19 protein-coding genes and 1 tRNA gene are annotated in these 15,183 nt (G+C 40.1%); 5 read left to right on the forward strand and 15 right to left on the reverse strand.

Going from position 1 to position 15,183, the window contains the following annotated elements; translation table 11 throughout:
- Positions 1 to 165 precede the first annotated feature (165 nt).
- Positions 166 to 888 carry an HAD family hydrolase gene (locus tag C5Z26_RS03045; RefSeq protein ID WP_105448553.1) on the forward strand — a complete coding sequence of 241 codons (723 nt, stop codon included), beginning with the start codon at positions 166 to 168 and terminating at the stop codon, positions 886 to 888.
- Positions 889 to 1,018: 130 nt separating this feature from the next.
- On the opposite strand, the gene C5Z26_RS03050 is transcribed toward C5Z26_RS03045, so the two are convergent.
- The 3 genes from C5Z26_RS03050 to C5Z26_RS03060 form a co-directional block, all read right to left on the reverse strand.
- Positions 1,019 to 2,017 (reverse strand): D-2-hydroxyacid dehydrogenase, encoded by a 999-nt coding sequence (locus tag C5Z26_RS03050; RefSeq protein WP_105448554.1) that lies wholly within the window; start codon positions 2,015 to 2,017, stop codon positions 1,019 to 1,021.
- An 84-nt stretch (positions 2,018 to 2,101) separates the two neighbouring features.
- Entirely contained in the window at positions 2,102 to 2,374 is a 273-nt protein-coding gene (locus C5Z26_RS03055; protein ID WP_199774975.1) for a GIY-YIG nuclease family protein, read from the reverse strand.
- A complete protein-coding gene (locus tag C5Z26_RS03060) occupies positions 2,364 to 3,116 on the reverse strand; it encodes a tRNA1(Val) (adenine(37)-N6)-methyltransferase (RefSeq protein WP_105448556.1) in 753 nt (250 codons plus the stop codon). The genes C5Z26_RS03055 and C5Z26_RS03060 overlap by 11 nt, the downstream gene beginning before the upstream one ends.
- A 112-nt stretch (positions 3,117 to 3,228) precedes the next feature.
- Between C5Z26_RS03060 and C5Z26_RS03065 the strand changes: the two genes are divergently transcribed.
- Positions 3,229 to 3,864 (forward strand): lysophospholipid acyltransferase family protein, encoded by a 636-nt coding sequence (locus tag C5Z26_RS03065; protein ID WP_105448557.1) that lies wholly within the window; start codon positions 3,229 to 3,231, stop codon positions 3,862 to 3,864.
- Between the two features lie 20 nt (positions 3,865 to 3,884).
- Here C5Z26_RS03065 and C5Z26_RS03070 read toward each other — a convergent pair whose 3' ends face one another.
- Together C5Z26_RS03070 and C5Z26_RS03075 are read right to left on the reverse strand one after the other, a co-directional pair.
- Complete coding sequence (locus C5Z26_RS03070) at positions 3,885 to 4,121, reverse strand: YneF family protein (RefSeq protein ID WP_105448558.1); 237 nt, start codon at positions 4,119 to 4,121, stop codon at positions 3,885 to 3,887.
- A 97-nt stretch (positions 4,122 to 4,218) separates the two neighbouring features.
- The gene (locus tag C5Z26_RS03075) at positions 4,219 to 4,458 is read right to left on the reverse strand and encodes a DUF896 domain-containing protein (protein ID WP_105448559.1); all 240 of its coding nucleotides are present in this window, start codon (positions 4,456 to 4,458) and stop codon (positions 4,219 to 4,221) included.
- Between the two features lie 154 nt (positions 4,459 to 4,612).
- Here C5Z26_RS03075 and lexA point away from each other — a divergent pair, with 154 nt between their 5' ends.
- Complete coding sequence (gene lexA / locus C5Z26_RS03080) at positions 4,613 to 5,245, forward strand: transcriptional repressor LexA (protein WP_105448560.1); 633 nt, start codon at positions 4,613 to 4,615, stop codon at positions 5,243 to 5,245.
- 24 nt (positions 5,246 to 5,269) lie between these two features.
- Here the strand turns inward: lexA and C5Z26_RS12705 are convergent, their stop codons facing one another.
- Together C5Z26_RS12705 and C5Z26_RS12710 are read right to left on the reverse strand one after the other, a co-directional pair.
- On the reverse strand, positions 5,270 to 5,563 hold the full coding sequence (locus C5Z26_RS12705) for a DNA alkylation repair protein (RefSeq protein WP_105448561.1): 294 nt from the start codon (positions 5,561 to 5,563) through the stop codon (positions 5,270 to 5,272).
- Positions 5,473 to 5,922 carry a DNA alkylation repair protein gene (locus tag C5Z26_RS12710; RefSeq protein ID WP_105448562.1) on the reverse strand — a complete coding sequence of 150 codons (450 nt, stop codon included), beginning with the start codon at positions 5,920 to 5,922 and terminating at the stop codon, positions 5,473 to 5,475. The genes C5Z26_RS12705 and C5Z26_RS12710 overlap by 91 nt, the downstream gene beginning before the upstream one ends.
- Positions 5,923 to 6,060: 138 nt before the next feature.
- Here C5Z26_RS12710 and C5Z26_RS03095 point away from each other — a divergent pair, with 138 nt between their 5' ends.
- Entirely contained in the window at positions 6,061 to 6,666 is a 606-nt protein-coding gene (locus tag C5Z26_RS03095) for a hypothetical protein (protein ID WP_105448563.1), read from the forward strand.
- Positions 6,667 to 6,714: 48 nt separating this feature from the next.
- Here the strand turns inward: C5Z26_RS03095 and C5Z26_RS03100 are convergent, their stop codons facing one another.
- The 6 genes from C5Z26_RS03100 to C5Z26_RS03125 all read right to left on the reverse strand — a co-directional run bounded on the left by C5Z26_RS03100 (position 6,715) and on the right by C5Z26_RS03125 (position 12,443).
- Positions 6,715 to 7,884 carry a hydroxymethylglutaryl-CoA synthase gene (locus C5Z26_RS03100; protein WP_105448564.1) on the reverse strand — a complete coding sequence of 390 codons (1,170 nt, stop codon included), beginning with the start codon at positions 7,882 to 7,884 and terminating at the stop codon, positions 6,715 to 6,717.
- Positions 7,885 to 7,929: 45 nt separating this feature from the next.
- Positions 7,930 to 8,304: a hypothetical protein gene (locus C5Z26_RS03105; protein ID WP_105448565.1), complete on the reverse strand. Its 375-nt coding sequence runs from the start codon at positions 8,302 to 8,304 to the stop codon at positions 7,930 to 7,932.
- Between the two features lie 173 nt (positions 8,305 to 8,477).
- Positions 8,478 to 9,038 carry a TMEM175 family protein gene (locus C5Z26_RS03110; protein WP_105448566.1) on the reverse strand — a complete coding sequence of 187 codons (561 nt, stop codon included), beginning with the start codon at positions 9,036 to 9,038 and terminating at the stop codon, positions 8,478 to 8,480.
- Between the two features lie 170 nt (positions 9,039 to 9,208).
- The gene (locus tag C5Z26_RS03115; protein ID WP_105448567.1) at positions 9,209 to 9,769 is read right to left on the reverse strand and encodes a sugar O-acetyltransferase; all 561 of its coding nucleotides are present in this window, start codon (positions 9,767 to 9,769) and stop codon (positions 9,209 to 9,211) included.
- A gap of 117 nt (positions 9,770 to 9,886) precedes the next feature.
- Positions 9,887 to 10,543 carry a putative bacteriocin export ABC transporter gene (locus C5Z26_RS03120; protein WP_105448568.1) on the reverse strand — a complete coding sequence of 219 codons (657 nt, stop codon included), beginning with the start codon at positions 10,541 to 10,543 and terminating at the stop codon, positions 9,887 to 9,889.
- Positions 10,533 to 12,443, reverse strand: coding sequence for a DUF1430 domain-containing protein (locus C5Z26_RS03125; protein ID WP_158682792.1), 1,911 nt, complete (start codon positions 12,441 to 12,443; stop codon positions 10,533 to 10,535). The genes C5Z26_RS03120 and C5Z26_RS03125 overlap by 11 nt, the downstream gene beginning before the upstream one ends.
- A gap of 604 nt (positions 12,444 to 13,047) precedes the next feature.
- On the opposite strand from C5Z26_RS03125, the gene C5Z26_RS03130 reads away from it, so the two are divergent.
- Positions 13,048 to 13,135, forward strand: a tRNA-Ser gene (locus C5Z26_RS03130).
- Between the two features lie 294 nt (positions 13,136 to 13,429).
- Here C5Z26_RS03130 and C5Z26_RS03135 read toward each other — a convergent pair.
- Both C5Z26_RS03135 and C5Z26_RS12780 read right to left on the reverse strand, forming a co-directional pair.
- Positions 13,430 to 14,620 carry an NUDIX hydrolase gene (locus C5Z26_RS03135; protein WP_105448570.1) on the reverse strand — a complete coding sequence of 397 codons (1,191 nt, stop codon included), beginning with the start codon at positions 14,618 to 14,620 and terminating at the stop codon, positions 13,430 to 13,432.
- 103 nt (positions 14,621 to 14,723) lie between these two features.
- A complete protein-coding gene (locus C5Z26_RS12780) occupies positions 14,724 to 15,176 on the reverse strand; it encodes an IS3 family transposase (RefSeq protein ID WP_370447986.1) in 453 nt (150 codons plus the stop codon).
- Between the last annotated feature and the right edge of the window lie 7 nt (positions 15,177 to 15,183).

Below are 15,183 nucleotides of genomic sequence, written 5' to 3' on the forward strand. Positions count from 1 at the left end.
GGACTCAAAGAGCACTACCGGGTCATCACTACGAGTGTGAATTGGTTTTAACACCGAAAACTAGTATACCGAAAATTTGCGATGCTTGCAATAACTTTAATCAGTATTTGTTAATTTAAATTTATATGTTAGAATACTATTTCGCATAGGAGGCTCAATTATAACATGATCAAAGCCATTGTTTTTGACATAGATGATACACTCTATGATCAAAAATCGCCATTTGGTATGGCTCTCACCAAGACACTTGAAACACCGGTGACGCCCACTGACCTGGCACAAATTTTTAACCGTTTTCGCGACTTTACTGATCGGACCTTTAATCAAGTCACGACTCATGATTTGACCCTTGAAGCTTGGCAAACAGCCCGTTTACGGCATGCGCTGGCTACCTTCACAACGGCAAAAATCAAAACTGACTGGGCTATCCAATTTGAAATAGCTTATCAACAAGCACTCAAGGAAATTCAATTTTTCCCGGAATTAGCACCAGCGCTTGAAAAACTAAGCCACTGTTTTCAAATTGGTATTATCGCTAATGGTCCGGCCAACACCCAACGGGCGAAGTTACACCAATTACAAATTGAACGTTATGTTCATCCGGATAATATTTTTATTTCGGAAGAGCTCGGCATTGCTAAACCAGACCCTTCAATTTTTACAACTTGGGCCCACCAAGCCGGGATTAAAGCTAACCAAGCGGCCTACGTCGGTGACAATATCGCTTTAGATATGACTAGCGCTAAACACGCTGGTTGGCAGACGTTCTGGTTCAATCATCGCCTAAATTTACAGATCCAACCTAATGTTATTCCTGACCAAATCATTCAAAGTCCGGCTGAACTCGCTGAGTTATTATTAGCGCTAGCACAAGCTGCGACAGTTTAAACACCCTACTCAGAGCCTTGGCGAATTTGCCAGGTTCTTTTTTTCGACCTATTCTATTAGACCAATTTCATGCTATGTACAAAAAAACGTCCGAATCAAAAGATTCGAACGTTTTCATCTTCAAACGAGCTTAGTCAAACTTAACTTGCGTATCAGCTTTACCAGTTTCGATGAATTGTTTGTTGTTGTCCATTGAGATGTGCACCATGTTATGAACAGCAGTTTCAGTATAGAAAGCTGTATGTGGTGTAATCAAAACGTTGTCGCGGTTGAACAAGTTCATGAAGACCTTGTCATCAATCGTTTGACCTTCAAGGTCTTTGTTAAAGATCTTAGTTTCGTATTCATAAGTGTCAAGGGCAGCACCGGCAACTTTGCCACTGTCTAAAGCCTTGATCAAATCTTCTGAATCGATAAGAGTCCCACGAGCAAAGTTTAAGATGTAAGTCCCATCTTTCATCTTACCGAAGGCATCAGCATTTAACATGTGATAGTTATCCTTCAAAGCTGGAACATGTAACGTAATAACATCAGCTTGGGCGTATAATTCGTCTAAGGTGTCAACGTACATTCCTTCTTTGTCAAGTTCAGCATTACGATAAACATCGTAACCGATAACCTTGGCACCGAAGCCTTTAAAGATGTCAATTGCGGCGCGGCCAATCCGGCCAGTACCGATAACCCCAACAGTCAAGGTGTTTAATTCCTTGCTGATGTTTGGTGCCCAACGGAAGTCTTGGTTAGCTAACTTCTTGTTGAACTTAGGGGTTTGACGTAGTAATTGCATCAATTGGGTAACTGATAATTCAGCAATGGCACTTGGTGAATATGCAGGTACGTTAGAGATGTTCAAGCCACGTTCCTTAACAGTTGGGACGTCGACATTGTCAACCCCAACGTTACGAAGTGAGATGTTCTTAACACCTTCGTCAGCTAACTTAGTTAAAACAGCAGCGGTGTAATCCTTTTGTTGGTATACATCGGCGCCATCAAAGCCCTTAGCCAATTCGGCAGTCTTTTCGTCAAGTAAGTCTGGGACTAACTTAACTTCAACATCGGGATGTTCTTCCATCCAAGTCTTAAAGAATGGACGTTCGTCATCACGTACAGCATATGCAATAATTTTCATTACAAAAATTCCTCCTATATATTGATACATTAAATATTATAACAGTAAATGTCAGAAATAGAATGACTATTTATGAAAACTTTGTTAAATTTCCACACCATGTGCTGCTAAATACCGTAGTTTAGCCATTCTAGGTTGATGTTTAAACGCATATTCGGCCTTTAAAGCTGACGACTTATCTGCAAAACACTCGTGATAGATCATTTTTAAGGGGCGGCGTGTTTTAGGCCGAGTGTATTTAGCCCCTTTGCCGGCGTTATGCGTTGCTAACCGGCGCTCCAAATCATCAGTAAAACCCCCGTACAACGTTTGATCTGCACACAACAACACATAAAAATAGTACGCTTTAGTCGCCATAAAGTAACTGTCGCACCTCTTTTCCATATGTGCCATCTGCTTGATAAACAACGACTGGTGGTAGAATTCGGACCCCATTTGAACGCCCATCCTTAATCATCTCAACTAACACCATGTTAGCTTCACGATCAGCCTTGGGATGAACAAAGCGAATCCGTTTCGGCGCTAATCGGTGCTGCGCCATTGCTTGGAATAACTCATCCAACCGATCCGGTCGATGCACAAAATACGCTTTGCCAGTCATTTTAAGTAAGTCACTAGTTACCGTTAAAATTTGAGCCAAATTAGCTGAAATTTCATGGCGGGCAATTGCTAAATGTGGATTAGGGTTCTTTTGACTTTGAGGCTGATCTTTAAAATAAGGCGGATTGCATAACACCACATCAACCGAATCTTTGGCAATTTTTGTCGTCACTGTCAATAAATCCTGATTCAACACTGTCATGCGCTCAGTAAGTTGGTTTAGTTCAATACTCCGTTGCGCCATATCCGCAAGCCGCGGTTGTAATTCAACTTCAATAATTGCGCTATTGGTTTGTTGACTCGCAAATAACCCCACGGCACCATTGCCAGCGCACAGGTCAACTGTCAGCGTTTTAGCACTACGCGGAACCTGTGCAAAAGCTCCCAGCAAAACCGCGTCTAATGAAAAAGAAAACACTTGTGAACTTTGAATAATCTGAATATCTTTACTATATAATTGATCAATGCGCTCATCGGCGCGTAATGGGACCGTCGTCATCCAAATAGCCTACTTTCAAAAAAATATCAGTGTCAGCATACCATAATTTGCTTGCAGAAATTAAGATTATTCGTCATACTATGACCAATAACCAATCGAAAGGAAGTTTGCGATGTTTTATTCATTTATGCGGGGACTGGTACGGGGGTTAGTTGCTATCATTAATGGCAATACCCACTATCAAGGTCGCGAAAACTTACCGCAAGGCGCCTATATTCTAGTGGGCCCTCACCGCTCATGGTTTGACCCGTTGTTATACGCACTAGCGGGTAGCCCCATGCAATTTAGCTTCATGGCTAAAGAAGAACTTTTCAAAAATCCGATTTTACGTACCATTTTAACTAAGGCCAATGCTTTCCCGGTCAATCGCCAACATCCAGGCCCTTCAGCGATTAAAACGCCAGTCAAATTTCTCCGTAGCGGTCAACTATCGCTAATCATGTTTCCATCCGGAACTCGGCATTCCCAGGAACTAAAAGGTGGCGCAACCGTCATTGCTAAAATGGCTGGCGTCCCCCTTGTTCCCACAGTCTACCAAGGACCATTAACTTTTGGCCGTTTGTTTAGTCGCCGTCGCATCACGGTCCGTTTTGGTAAGCCTATCTATGTTGATCGTAAGTTAAAGCTCGATGAAGCTGGTCAAAAGAGCATCGAAACGCAAATGCTTACTGCTTTTGATGACCTCGATAAAAAAATTGATCCGAATTTTCATTACGTTGATCCAGCCGAAAAAAAACACGCCAACTAAGGCGTGTTTTTTATTAGCACTTATTTGCTGTCATTTTTAGCCGAAGCCTTCATTGAGTTAAGCATTTGATGCAATTTCTTTTCGGATGGGCGTTGACCCATTTGCATCATCATGCTGCGCAACATTTCTTCACTAATTGGTGGATTTTGTTTTAAGTAGTTTTGCATATAGTGTCGCGCACCAAAGAAACCACCAGTAATCCCAACTAACACACCAACAAGCACGATTAAGATCCAAATACCAGTAGACACAGTCATTCCCCTCCTTTATTACCGTATTCATTAAACTAGTCTACACAAATTACTTATAAAAGAAAAGGAAAATTTGTCAATTGACAAATCTTCCTTGAAACGCTTAATCATCGCGTAAGCCACGGTCACGTTGAACCTGACGAACCTTTTCAGGTGTCACTTCTTGACCATCTTTATCATAAACTTGTAACATTTCAACTTGTTGCCGGAATCCGGCCCGAAATTCTTTTAAATATTTTTCACGTAATTCTTGGCGTTCAGCCGCTTCCAGCTCAGTTAACCCTTCTGCCTTGGCCTTGTGTGCCAATTCATTAATCCGGGCAAGTAGCTCTTTTGAAATCAATCCACTCACTCCTTTCAAAAGCAAGAATAGAATACACGATTTTTGACCTTAAATCAATTCTCAGGGTTTGTCAACCGAACATTTGTTTGAAAGCCGTAAAAAGCTATGCTACAATTGAAATAATAATTATGAAATAAAAAAATGAGGTGCCAAGATGAGTAAAACATCAGAAAGCAAACAAATGGCCGTTCTACGTTTTATTTATGAACGCGTCAATGAAAAAGGTTATCCGCCAACCGTCCGTGAAATCGGCGAAGCCGTCTCACTATCTTCAACATCAACGGTCCATGGTCATATTTCTAGATTGGAAAAAAAGGGCTTAATCGAAAAAGACCCTACCAAGCCACGGGCTATCGAAGTGACAGCGGCTGGTTTTGAAGCTTTAGGCGTCGAAACGACTCCCCATCAAATTCCAATGCTCGGCACGGTAGCCGCTGGGCAACCGATTTTGGCGGTACAAGAAGCTACTGACTATTTCCCAATTCCAAAAGATTTGGAAACTTTCGGTGGCGATTTATTCATGCTCACCATTCGTGGTGAAAGTATGATTAACATCGGCATCTTAAACGGCGACCAAGTTATCGTGCGCCGGCAAACAGCTGCCGACAATGGGGATATTATCATTGCAATGACTGACGAAAATGAAGCTACTTGCAAACGATTCTTTAAAGAAGCTGATCATTATCGGCTACAACCAGAAAATGATGCGATGGCACCAATTATTCTAACCAACGTTGCTGTCTTAGGCAAAGTGGTTGGGTTATATCGCGATATGCTCTATCAATAGTGGTTCATCGACCGGTGACGTTGGTTACCGGTCTTTTTTATTGGTTAAATATTTACTGCCTTCACGCATTGCTAGTGGTGATAATACATGTGACGCAATAAATTGCGTCACCCAAGCTGGATTAGTTTTGCTATAATCTCGTAATGCCCGACCAATCGCTTTTTGAATAAAAAATTCATCATCAGTTCGATTGGTTAGAATCGCCGTCGTCAAATAGGCCTGATCAGTCATTTGCCGGCGGCCCAACTGTAAGATAATGCCAACCCGCCGAAGCCAAAAATCTGATGCTTGTATATATGCTGGCCCCAATTCTGACAATGCTGCTGTTGCTCAATGTAAGTCGCCAACAGTTTACGCCAGCTATCAACGCTATCCCACCAGGCATTATGTGTCACCTGTTGCCGACACCACTCATACTGACTTGGTGTTAAGCGACGTACATTTGCTAAGGCCAAATCAATCGCAACATAGTGATACTCTCGAAATGGTTGCCCATAATAAAACACTAGCCAATCCTGTAGCTCAGTTGACGTCAACGTTTGACTAGTTTTAAGATATGGCTGCGTTAATTGCCGTCGTTCACCCGCTCGCACACCTAAAAATTTGAATTGATGTCGCATATAGGCGACCATCGCTGCTTGATTAGCCGGTTGCACCGGTAAAAATAAATCTGGCATGCTATCTCCCCCTCAAGTTGCTTACTAACTTATTTAATATTAATGCTGCTTTTTTTCTCAGCTGATCTATTCTTAATGAGTTGAACGCTGGTTGAATGGTATAATGGTTACACTAATTTTATACAGGGAGTTGTTGACATGTTATTTCTAGCCATTATTGGCTTACTAGTTTTCACAATGGCCATCTTTTCAATCTTTGCCGCTCGTCAAACTGGCGGTGGGTGGAAAACCTTTGCAATCATTGCCGTAATTAGTGCTCTCACAATTGGTTATGCTGTTTATAAGCTACCATTTTGGTCCCATAATCAAGCTACCGCCGCACGATCAAATTCGTCAGCTCGTCAGAGTTCAGCAAAACTTAGTTCGTCACATACCGTTTTTAATGAAGACACCACTAAAAAAGCGGCGGCTACGATTAAACTAAAAGAAAACAACATCCTCAAACAATTAAAATCAAATTATCATACGATTGGTACTGTCACTTTAGATCGAACAACAAAAACCTTTACTGTCAACCCGACAAATAAGGACTATGTTCAGTCATTAAAAACAATTCAAAAATATCCGGATAAAAACCAAAAAGCTCGGACAACGATTACGACAAATTTTCAAACACTCTCGAGTTCAATTCAAAAAAACTTAGCAGTAGGTTATACCATTCGTCTCATGCAACCGGAACAACCTGATAATACCCTATTGAGTGTTAAAGACGGTAAAATCATTATTAATCAATTACAAAAATAAGTAAAAACATCATTGTAGCCAGTTATTGCTAACTACAATGATGTTTTTTTACCCCCGTTGATCACGATATTGTCGCTGTTCTTGCTTCTGACCGGTTAAGACAAAGCGATGTGGATCAGTCGCATAATCAATAGTCTGATCCGCAGCTTGCCATTGCAATTGATGTGTAAACAGGTCCTCATAAGTGGCAATATCAATTCGTTGTCGCCGAGCTAATCGCTGAGGGAGTCCCAGGTCCACGCCGTGTTGATAATTAGCTTGTAACCGCCCAGTATAGAATTCACCCTCAGCACCTGAACCATAACTAAAGAGCCCAATTAAGTCATCCGCTTGCAAATTGGCATCTGATACTAACAAAGACAATAAACTTAGATATAGTGATCCGGTATACAGATTACCCACCTGTCGATTTAAAGCTCGCGCAGCTTCAAAATGGGTTAATAAGGCGGCTTGTTGCGTCGTATCCGCCAAAGGCAACACTGACCGCAACGCCTTGAGACCCATTTTTGTATATGGCAAATGAAATGTTAATGCCTTAAAATCAGCCAAAGTTCGTTGCTGTTCTGTTAGATGCGTTTTAAAGACATCTTGAAAATAATCAATGTAAATATTTGAGGAATATTTACCATCAACTAATGCCTCGGTATGATACAGTGGCCGCCAAAAGTCCATGACATCTTGGCTCAAGACAACCGCGTCATCATTCAAGGCCAACACTTGCGGATTAGCACTGATCAACATTGTAACCGCGCCGCCACCTTGTGTCGGCTCGCCAGCTGTATGTAAGCCATAGCGGGCCACATCCGTGCCGATTACTAATGCTTTCTTATCTGGATGCACCTGCACATGATCTCGTGCAAATTGAACACCAGCAGTGGCGGCATAACATGCTTCCTTTAATTCAATCGTGCGCACCCGCCTTTTAAGTCCCAACAACTGTGCCACATAAATTGCCGCCGCTTTAGAATTGTCTACTCCCGATTCAGTCGCAACAATTAGTAAATCAATCGCATCAATGTCAGCGGCTGTCAACATCGGATAAGCCGCATTAGCTGCCAAGGTAACCGCATCCTGACTTGGCGGAATAACCGCCATCTTGGCCTGTCCAATTCCTATCAAATATTTATCAGGAGCTTCATTACGAGCGGTCGCTAATTCGGCCATATCTACATACAAGTGTGACGTTGCAAAATGCAACTTATCAATTCCAATTTTCATGTTATTCCTCCTTTTTGTTAGTTACAATCTTCAGGGGTTGATTACTTATCCAAGTCGTTTAAAATCTGGATTACTACCGTTTTTGTAACATGCAAATGCTTGGTCCGATTCGTGGTGAAACGTAACTAAAATTGCTGGCGTCGCCCAAGTTGAAGCTACCCAAAAAACAGTATCATCAAAATCGCGGTTATCATTGGGATATCGATAATAGCCTTGCTGTTCATCCCAAATTGTGCCGTGCGTATTGAGCCAATCTTCGGCCAAGCCTGCTTGTACTACTGCCATGACATCATGATTATCACGAATTAGTGCCGCTAATCGCTGCCAGTCTAACTGCCAATGATGCCGTTTAGGTAGCTGATAACGAGTCCCTAACGGCGTATGCTGTAAGTTAATCGTGGCTAATTCAACAAAATCCATGCGCTCACCTACTCATGCTTCCATTTTACTCGAAAACAGGTTGATTTGAAATAACTGGAACATAAAAAAAGACACCCCAGTAAACCGGGATGTCTTCTTGGAGAAGCTGAACCATCAGCTTCTGGATTAAAACGAGATACGTGACTACCTCTTCATTAGAATACCACACTTACTTACGCTTTACCATGGAGTTTAACCCACATTAGCGAATTAATAATCGTTGAGATCAAGGCAAATGGCGGCCAAAACCATAAAATCACCAAATTAATCACATTATTCACTAACGACCAACGGTTAATTTTACGATTGTCAGCCGCTGCGCGGATTAATACAGTATTTTCTGCATTGGCGCGTACTAAGGTTGCCGTTAAAATAATAAATGAGATATTAAATAGTGCAATAACAATCGAATACAGGAACGCTGCTGGCACCGAAAATAGATCTGTCCCAAACCAAGCCGTGGTCGCTGGTACTAACGAAATCCACAACAACATATTCATACTAGCCCACAAAACTCGATTATCAATTTTTTTAACGGCTTGAAATAACCGATGATGATTGACCCAAATATTAGCTAGCAAAATAAAACTAATCAGATACGCTAAAAAAGCCGGCCCCATTTGGGCGATGCCATGCCAACTATGTTGCGCTGGTAATTTAAGTTCTAATACTAAAATCGTGATTACAATTGCAATCACAGCGTCAAAAAAAGCTTCTAAACGATTCTTTGTCATCTCACACCTCTAAAATTAAATGGTTAACTCAGCGCATACTAGACCTCAAGCGGTTAACTTAAACTGCCAGTATTAATGCCCTTATTCTCTATAGCATACCATGTTAACTTTATCAGTAACAAAATAACTTAGCTTGGAATCAAAAGTTGGTTACAGTTAATCCCCCTTTTTTAAGCTTCTAGGGATTTAATTACCTTAGCCGGTACGCCAGCAACGATAACATTATCTGGCACATCCTTAGTCACGACAGCCCCCGCAGCGAGTACCACATTATTGCCAATTGTCACCCCTGGCAAAATTGTCACGCTACCGCCCATCCAGACATCATTACCAATCGTAATCGGACTAGCTTGCGCTAGATATTGCCGACGACCGGCCGCAGTTAACGGATGATTGACTGTATAAATACCAACGTTAGGCCCAATCATAACATTATTGCCAATCGTAACTGGTGCCATATCCAAAACTGTTAAATTATAATTGCTTAAGAAATCATGTCCTACTCGAATATTTTTTCCATAATCACAATTAAATGGCGCTTGCACCGACAAATGGTCACCATAAGAACCCAAAATAGCCTGTATCTTTTGCACTTGTTTAGCCGGTTCCGTTGCAGAGATCGCATTAAATTCCTGACATAATTTGGCAGCTCTGGCTTTACGTGCCGCAACTTCTGAATCAGAAAAATCATACCATTCCCCTGCTTTAAGTTTCTCAAGTTCACTTTTCATATAATCAGTCCTTTCATAACTAGGATAACTCTTACAGTTAGGTCTAAGTCAAATAACTTATCGTTGCTCGTAACGGTTAAGCGTTTGTACGTCTTGCAAAGCTATCATTTCCATAGATCAGAAAGCTGCTAAATCAATAATTTGGTCACTAATTTGTTCAAAATAATGATCATGTGAAACGACCACAACTGTCTTACCTTGTTCACGCAATTTTACGAGTAACTGGCCTAAAATCTCCCGATTCTCTGAATCTAAGGCACCAGTTGGTTCGTCAGCTAAAATTAAGTCTGCTGGCTTCAAGAGTAGCCGTGCCACGGCCACTCGTTGTTGTTCACCACCAGAAAGTGTATAAATTTTGGTTTTAAGATGACAATTCAGTTGAACATCCTGCAAAGCCTGCACCTTAAGTTTTCTTTTTTCCGCTCGACTCACCTTGACATAAGCTAGGCCAATATCCAAGTTCTGACTAACTGTGCCATCATCAATCAAGCCAAAATTCTGGAAAAGATAACTGATTTTAGTTCGACGTAATCGTAATGCGGCTGTTGACCGGCTGCTAGGCGCTACTTGACCAAACAACTTTAATTGTCCAGCATCCACTGATTCCAACAGGCCAATCATATTCAAAATCGTTGACTTACCGGCACCGCTTTTACCAAAAATAGTTGTCAATTCATGGGAATTAATTGACAAGTCCAAGTCGTCGAAGAGCACCCGCTCTCGATAATGCTTATTAACGTGCATCATTTCAACTGCGATTGGTTTATTTGTCATTTAAAAGCTCCTTCATATTCTGACGCTCTAATCTTTTAACTGTTAAACAAACGATGCCAAACTCAATAATTGTTATCAAACCGGTTAGCGCCCAATAATAGAAATTATTTTGATGCTGGCTAACTGTTAGATAACTCATTACACCTGCCTGGGTCATTAGCATTACCATTAAGGGATGATATGTTTTAAACAAACTATAGCCGTTGACGCGTTTAATTGTCAGCGAATTTTTATTAACTTTGAAATAGAGTAATGTGATATAGCCAGTTAGAAAGAACGTAACAATCGCACTAATCGTCACTGCCACGCTGTTGTGAAGCAGGTTACCAACAGCCATCTTTAAGTCTTCCATCGGTAAATCATTCAACTTAACCAGCTGTGGATAGTTATCCAAATAATTATTTTTAACCAAAATCGGCCTAAGAGACATATAGGTTTTACGTACATTACCTTTAACCGGTACTTTTAAACCATCCCTAGCACCTTGACCGTTCATCACAGAACGATAGGCACTGCCAGTATTATTTTGTGTGCTAATTAACATCGGCCATGCTTTGATTGTTTTGCCATTGGTTAAATCAACCAATGCTTGGTTAGCAGGATAATAAACGACCTTTACAACGGGCCGATATCCGAAATCATAAACAAAATTTGTTTTGATACTGGCAACCATTTTTGTTGTCAATGGCTTAGCTGTAGTTGGCATCAACATCCAAATTGAAGACGTGTTTTCGGCGATGGTAATTCGCTGACCTGACGTGTCATAAAGTGGATATTGGCGCAAATAATTAGGATTAACTGATAGATACTGATAGCGCTTAAGGATTGCTTGATAAATGCTGTCATCATTAAAAAATAGGCCACCTCGTTTATTAATAGCAGTGTACATTGTCGTATCCAATTGATTTAATTCTGCCCAGGTGATATTACCCGCAACAAAATCATTGCCAGTGACATGGGGATAAAAGACTGCATACTGGTTTCCTACTATTGAAGCCTCCGTATGCCCTTTAAGAACATTATAGGAACCAGTAGCAACTTGTAATAATGGAATTAGACCTAAAAACATGTACACAATAAAAAATGCTTTGACCACATATAGCCCTAAAAAGGTCCAACGATTATAATTTCGGCGTCGCACTTGATTCGTTAGAGATAAAGACGTCATCCCCCAGATAGTTAACCAGGAAATAATCAGTATCGGTACTAATCCAAGTAATAACGTACCCATTTCTATAATTGAAATTTTCCAACCAATTAACATCGTTATCACGAATTCAACACCCAATATGGCAATCGTAACCATAATTATTTTGCTAAAAAAACTAGTAAAAATCTTAAAAACAGTAAATCCATTTAAGCGATAAGCCGCAATTATTTGACTACTATCAAGTAGTAAAATAACGATAAAGATGCCTAGGAAACACAATATTGTAACTTGATACCCCGCTAAATCAGTTGCTTCAAGTACTAGCAGTACAGCTTTATCCTGTTTGCTTGGCCTGAACTCTTTACTAGTGGTTTGCTCGTGAGTTTCTTGATTTAAATAGTAGGCGCTCAGCTTTAAGAAGCGATGATACGTCTTTGAATCTGAGCTTTCTAAGTAATAGTCTCCTTCACGTTGATCTTGTCGAACACTCTGCTCGATTGGTTCCATGGTCAGTTTGAAACCTAGGCGTGGCTTTTTTAGCAGGTAACGACGGCTTGTAACCCTTGCATGCGGTTGGTTGCCATTAGACAAAATCGTCGTTGGCTTGACCCCTGCAATCTGAAAAGTGACTCGTGTTAGCGACTGGCTATAATTAACTTGCTGGTTTTTGATCGCCCATCCGTATTTAATTTGTCTTTTGAAATAATTTGTATGCGTTTTTTTAGCCGCATGATTCAATGCCGCAATCAATTGACCATAATTTTTTTGAGAAGTTGGAACTTTCGGTACCGTAAATAATTGATAACGTTGTGAAGAAACCCTCGTTGCCCGCTGTGCCTGCCGAATATCAGTTTTAGATTGACTTTGGGTTAATCCAATAAACCCATAAAGAATCAACAAAATTGAGAGGATGGCGACTAGTATTTTCCGATTCATATTGGCACCCCTTACATCCAAAGAAAACGTTTTCATTCAATGATGCACTACTAAATATAAAAAATCAATAACTCATAGATCAGAAAACACTTCAACGACCAGTTCATTCCATGATGCACTGAAATTTAATATAAATCCGGCTTAAAAATAAAGACTCAAATATGGCTATTGGGTACGTTTTACACCCTAGATTAATGTAAAAGCATGTTTTTTTGAGAGATTATTTAGATTAAGATTTGACTAAACTAGTGGTTCAGCGCAGTGGATGAAACCTTAGCAAAGATACCTATACGATACCGACCGAGTAATGTTTGGCAATGATAAAAGTAGTGTCTGCTGATTATCTATCGAAGGCTGGAAATTTTGAATAAATATTTGTTCTGAACCAAAATTATGCTATACTATTTAGGTACCTTTTGGAGAGTTGGCAGAGTGGTAATGCACCGGACTCGAAATCCGGCGAACCGGCTAATACCGGCGCGCAGGTTCAAATCCTGTACTCTCCTTATTAGAACAGTAGAGACCAGATTAAAAAAACAAGAACCCTGACAAATCAACATTTGTCAGAGTTCTATTTTTTAGAAAGGGCTAAAAAAGAAAAACATTTTGCGCATATTTTGCGCGTAGCATCGATTGATACGTATAGGGTTAGTCTTTGTTTGAATTTAGCGTTTTGCGCAATCGGCTGAGTACAGGCTTTGATAACGTTGATATACCAACGTTTTGAAGGTGCGCGTGCAAAATTATTCAAACGAAAAATCCCCGTACCAGTCAATTAAGACCAGTATGGGGATTAGTGTTTATTTTATGTTTCGGCTAAGCGTAATCGCACTTAATGTAAAACCATCGATGATTGTTCTTTTCTTGACTTCATTTGTAAGACTAGCTTCATTCATTAACCTGTACTCTACTATCTTCTCTGAGGACTGTAATTTAATTTCTTTCAATTCAGAGAGTTCTACTCGTACAACATGAATTGAACTTTTGATCAAACCAGAATCGGGTTCTACTTCTCCTAAATCAATCGTCTTTATTACAGTCGATAAATTTACATTTAGTTCTTCTTTCAACTCACGTTTGGCTGCTGCTGAATAGTTAACCACACTACCGTCTATTTCATCTGGCTCAACAAACCCTCTCGGAAACTCCCAATTAAACCGCCCGTCAGACCTTTTAATCTTAATCATTAAATACTGATTTCCAATAGTTGTAACAGTAATTACACCAGCTGTATTTTGTTTCAATGATAAAACCCCATGATTAATATTGATATCATAATAACTGAAGTTTTTCCTACCATTACTGTAATAATCAAAGTCTAGTATCCAAGTTTTATAACTTTTTGCGCTTTCAACACTTTCATTTAAAAGTTTATACATATGACGAAAATAAACAATGAACACCAGAGAAAACGCCACTATTAGAATGGTAAATAATGCTGCCTGTTTACTTCCCCAATTAACTAGTTTGTAGATACTATGCTCAATCATAATCAGCGGAACCATTGAAAATATCCAAACCCCATAGAACATACTATCCTCAGTAGAATTAATAGTGTGTTTGAACCATTTTATGATTGACCGCTTCTTACTCTTATTTTCCTTTCCATTTGCCCTATTATTTACCAGCATTTCCTGAATTGTATTTTTCAAATCATCAACTGTCACATACTGGTTTTGATGAGCCATGGCATAGTTAATCACATATATTGCATCCAGATACTGTGTATGCCACCCTCTTAAACTAGCAATTGAAATACATACTATCGCACCAATAGCACAAAGTGCCAAGTCTAATATCATCATCATGACTGGCCCACCAAAATTCGCTTGAATCGTGTGATTTGCGGTTATTATGAAACTGATTAATACTGCGTAAAAGGTAACCACCTGATCACGTTTATGTTCTTGTTCACGCAGATGCTCGTTCGTCTGATCATATATTTGCCTTAAGTAGTCTAGAAATACTCTTTTATCTTCATTCATATTCATTAGATAACAACCTTTCGTTAAAGTAATTATACAATAGTCACTAAATCAAAAAAATCCCCACACCAGCCATTATGAAGTGGACCCCATAAATTGGAGTGAATTTCTAAGCTGCTAATTGGCTGGTATGTTCCCGGTATTTTACCGGGGACATACCGGCTAATTTTGTTTTAATACGGCGATGATTGTAATAGTCTACGTAGCTTGTAATGGCAAATTCTAGTTCTTTATAGGTTTCGTATTGATAATTGTGAACCGTGCCAACTTTAAGAATGTGAAAGATACTTTCAGCTACCGCATTATCTAGGCATGTGGTCTTACGGCTCATGCTTTGGAAAACACGAGCTTGTCGCAAAATATTTACGTACCGACAGTTCTGATACTGAAATCCCTGATCCGAATGAATTGTCATGCGGTATGGTAAGTCTGGACGCCTTGACACTAATCGTTCAAGGGGGCGTGTGACGAAGTCTACCGTTGGTCTACGACCAATGGCCCATTCAAGAATTTCTCCGTTATAAAGGTCAATATAAGCAGTAAAATATGCACGTTCATTGATAGTTTGA

This window comes from Lactobacillus sp. CBA3606, assembly GCF_002970935.1.
Taxonomy (GTDB): Bacteria; Bacillota; Bacilli; order Lactobacillales; family Lactobacillaceae; genus Lactiplantibacillus.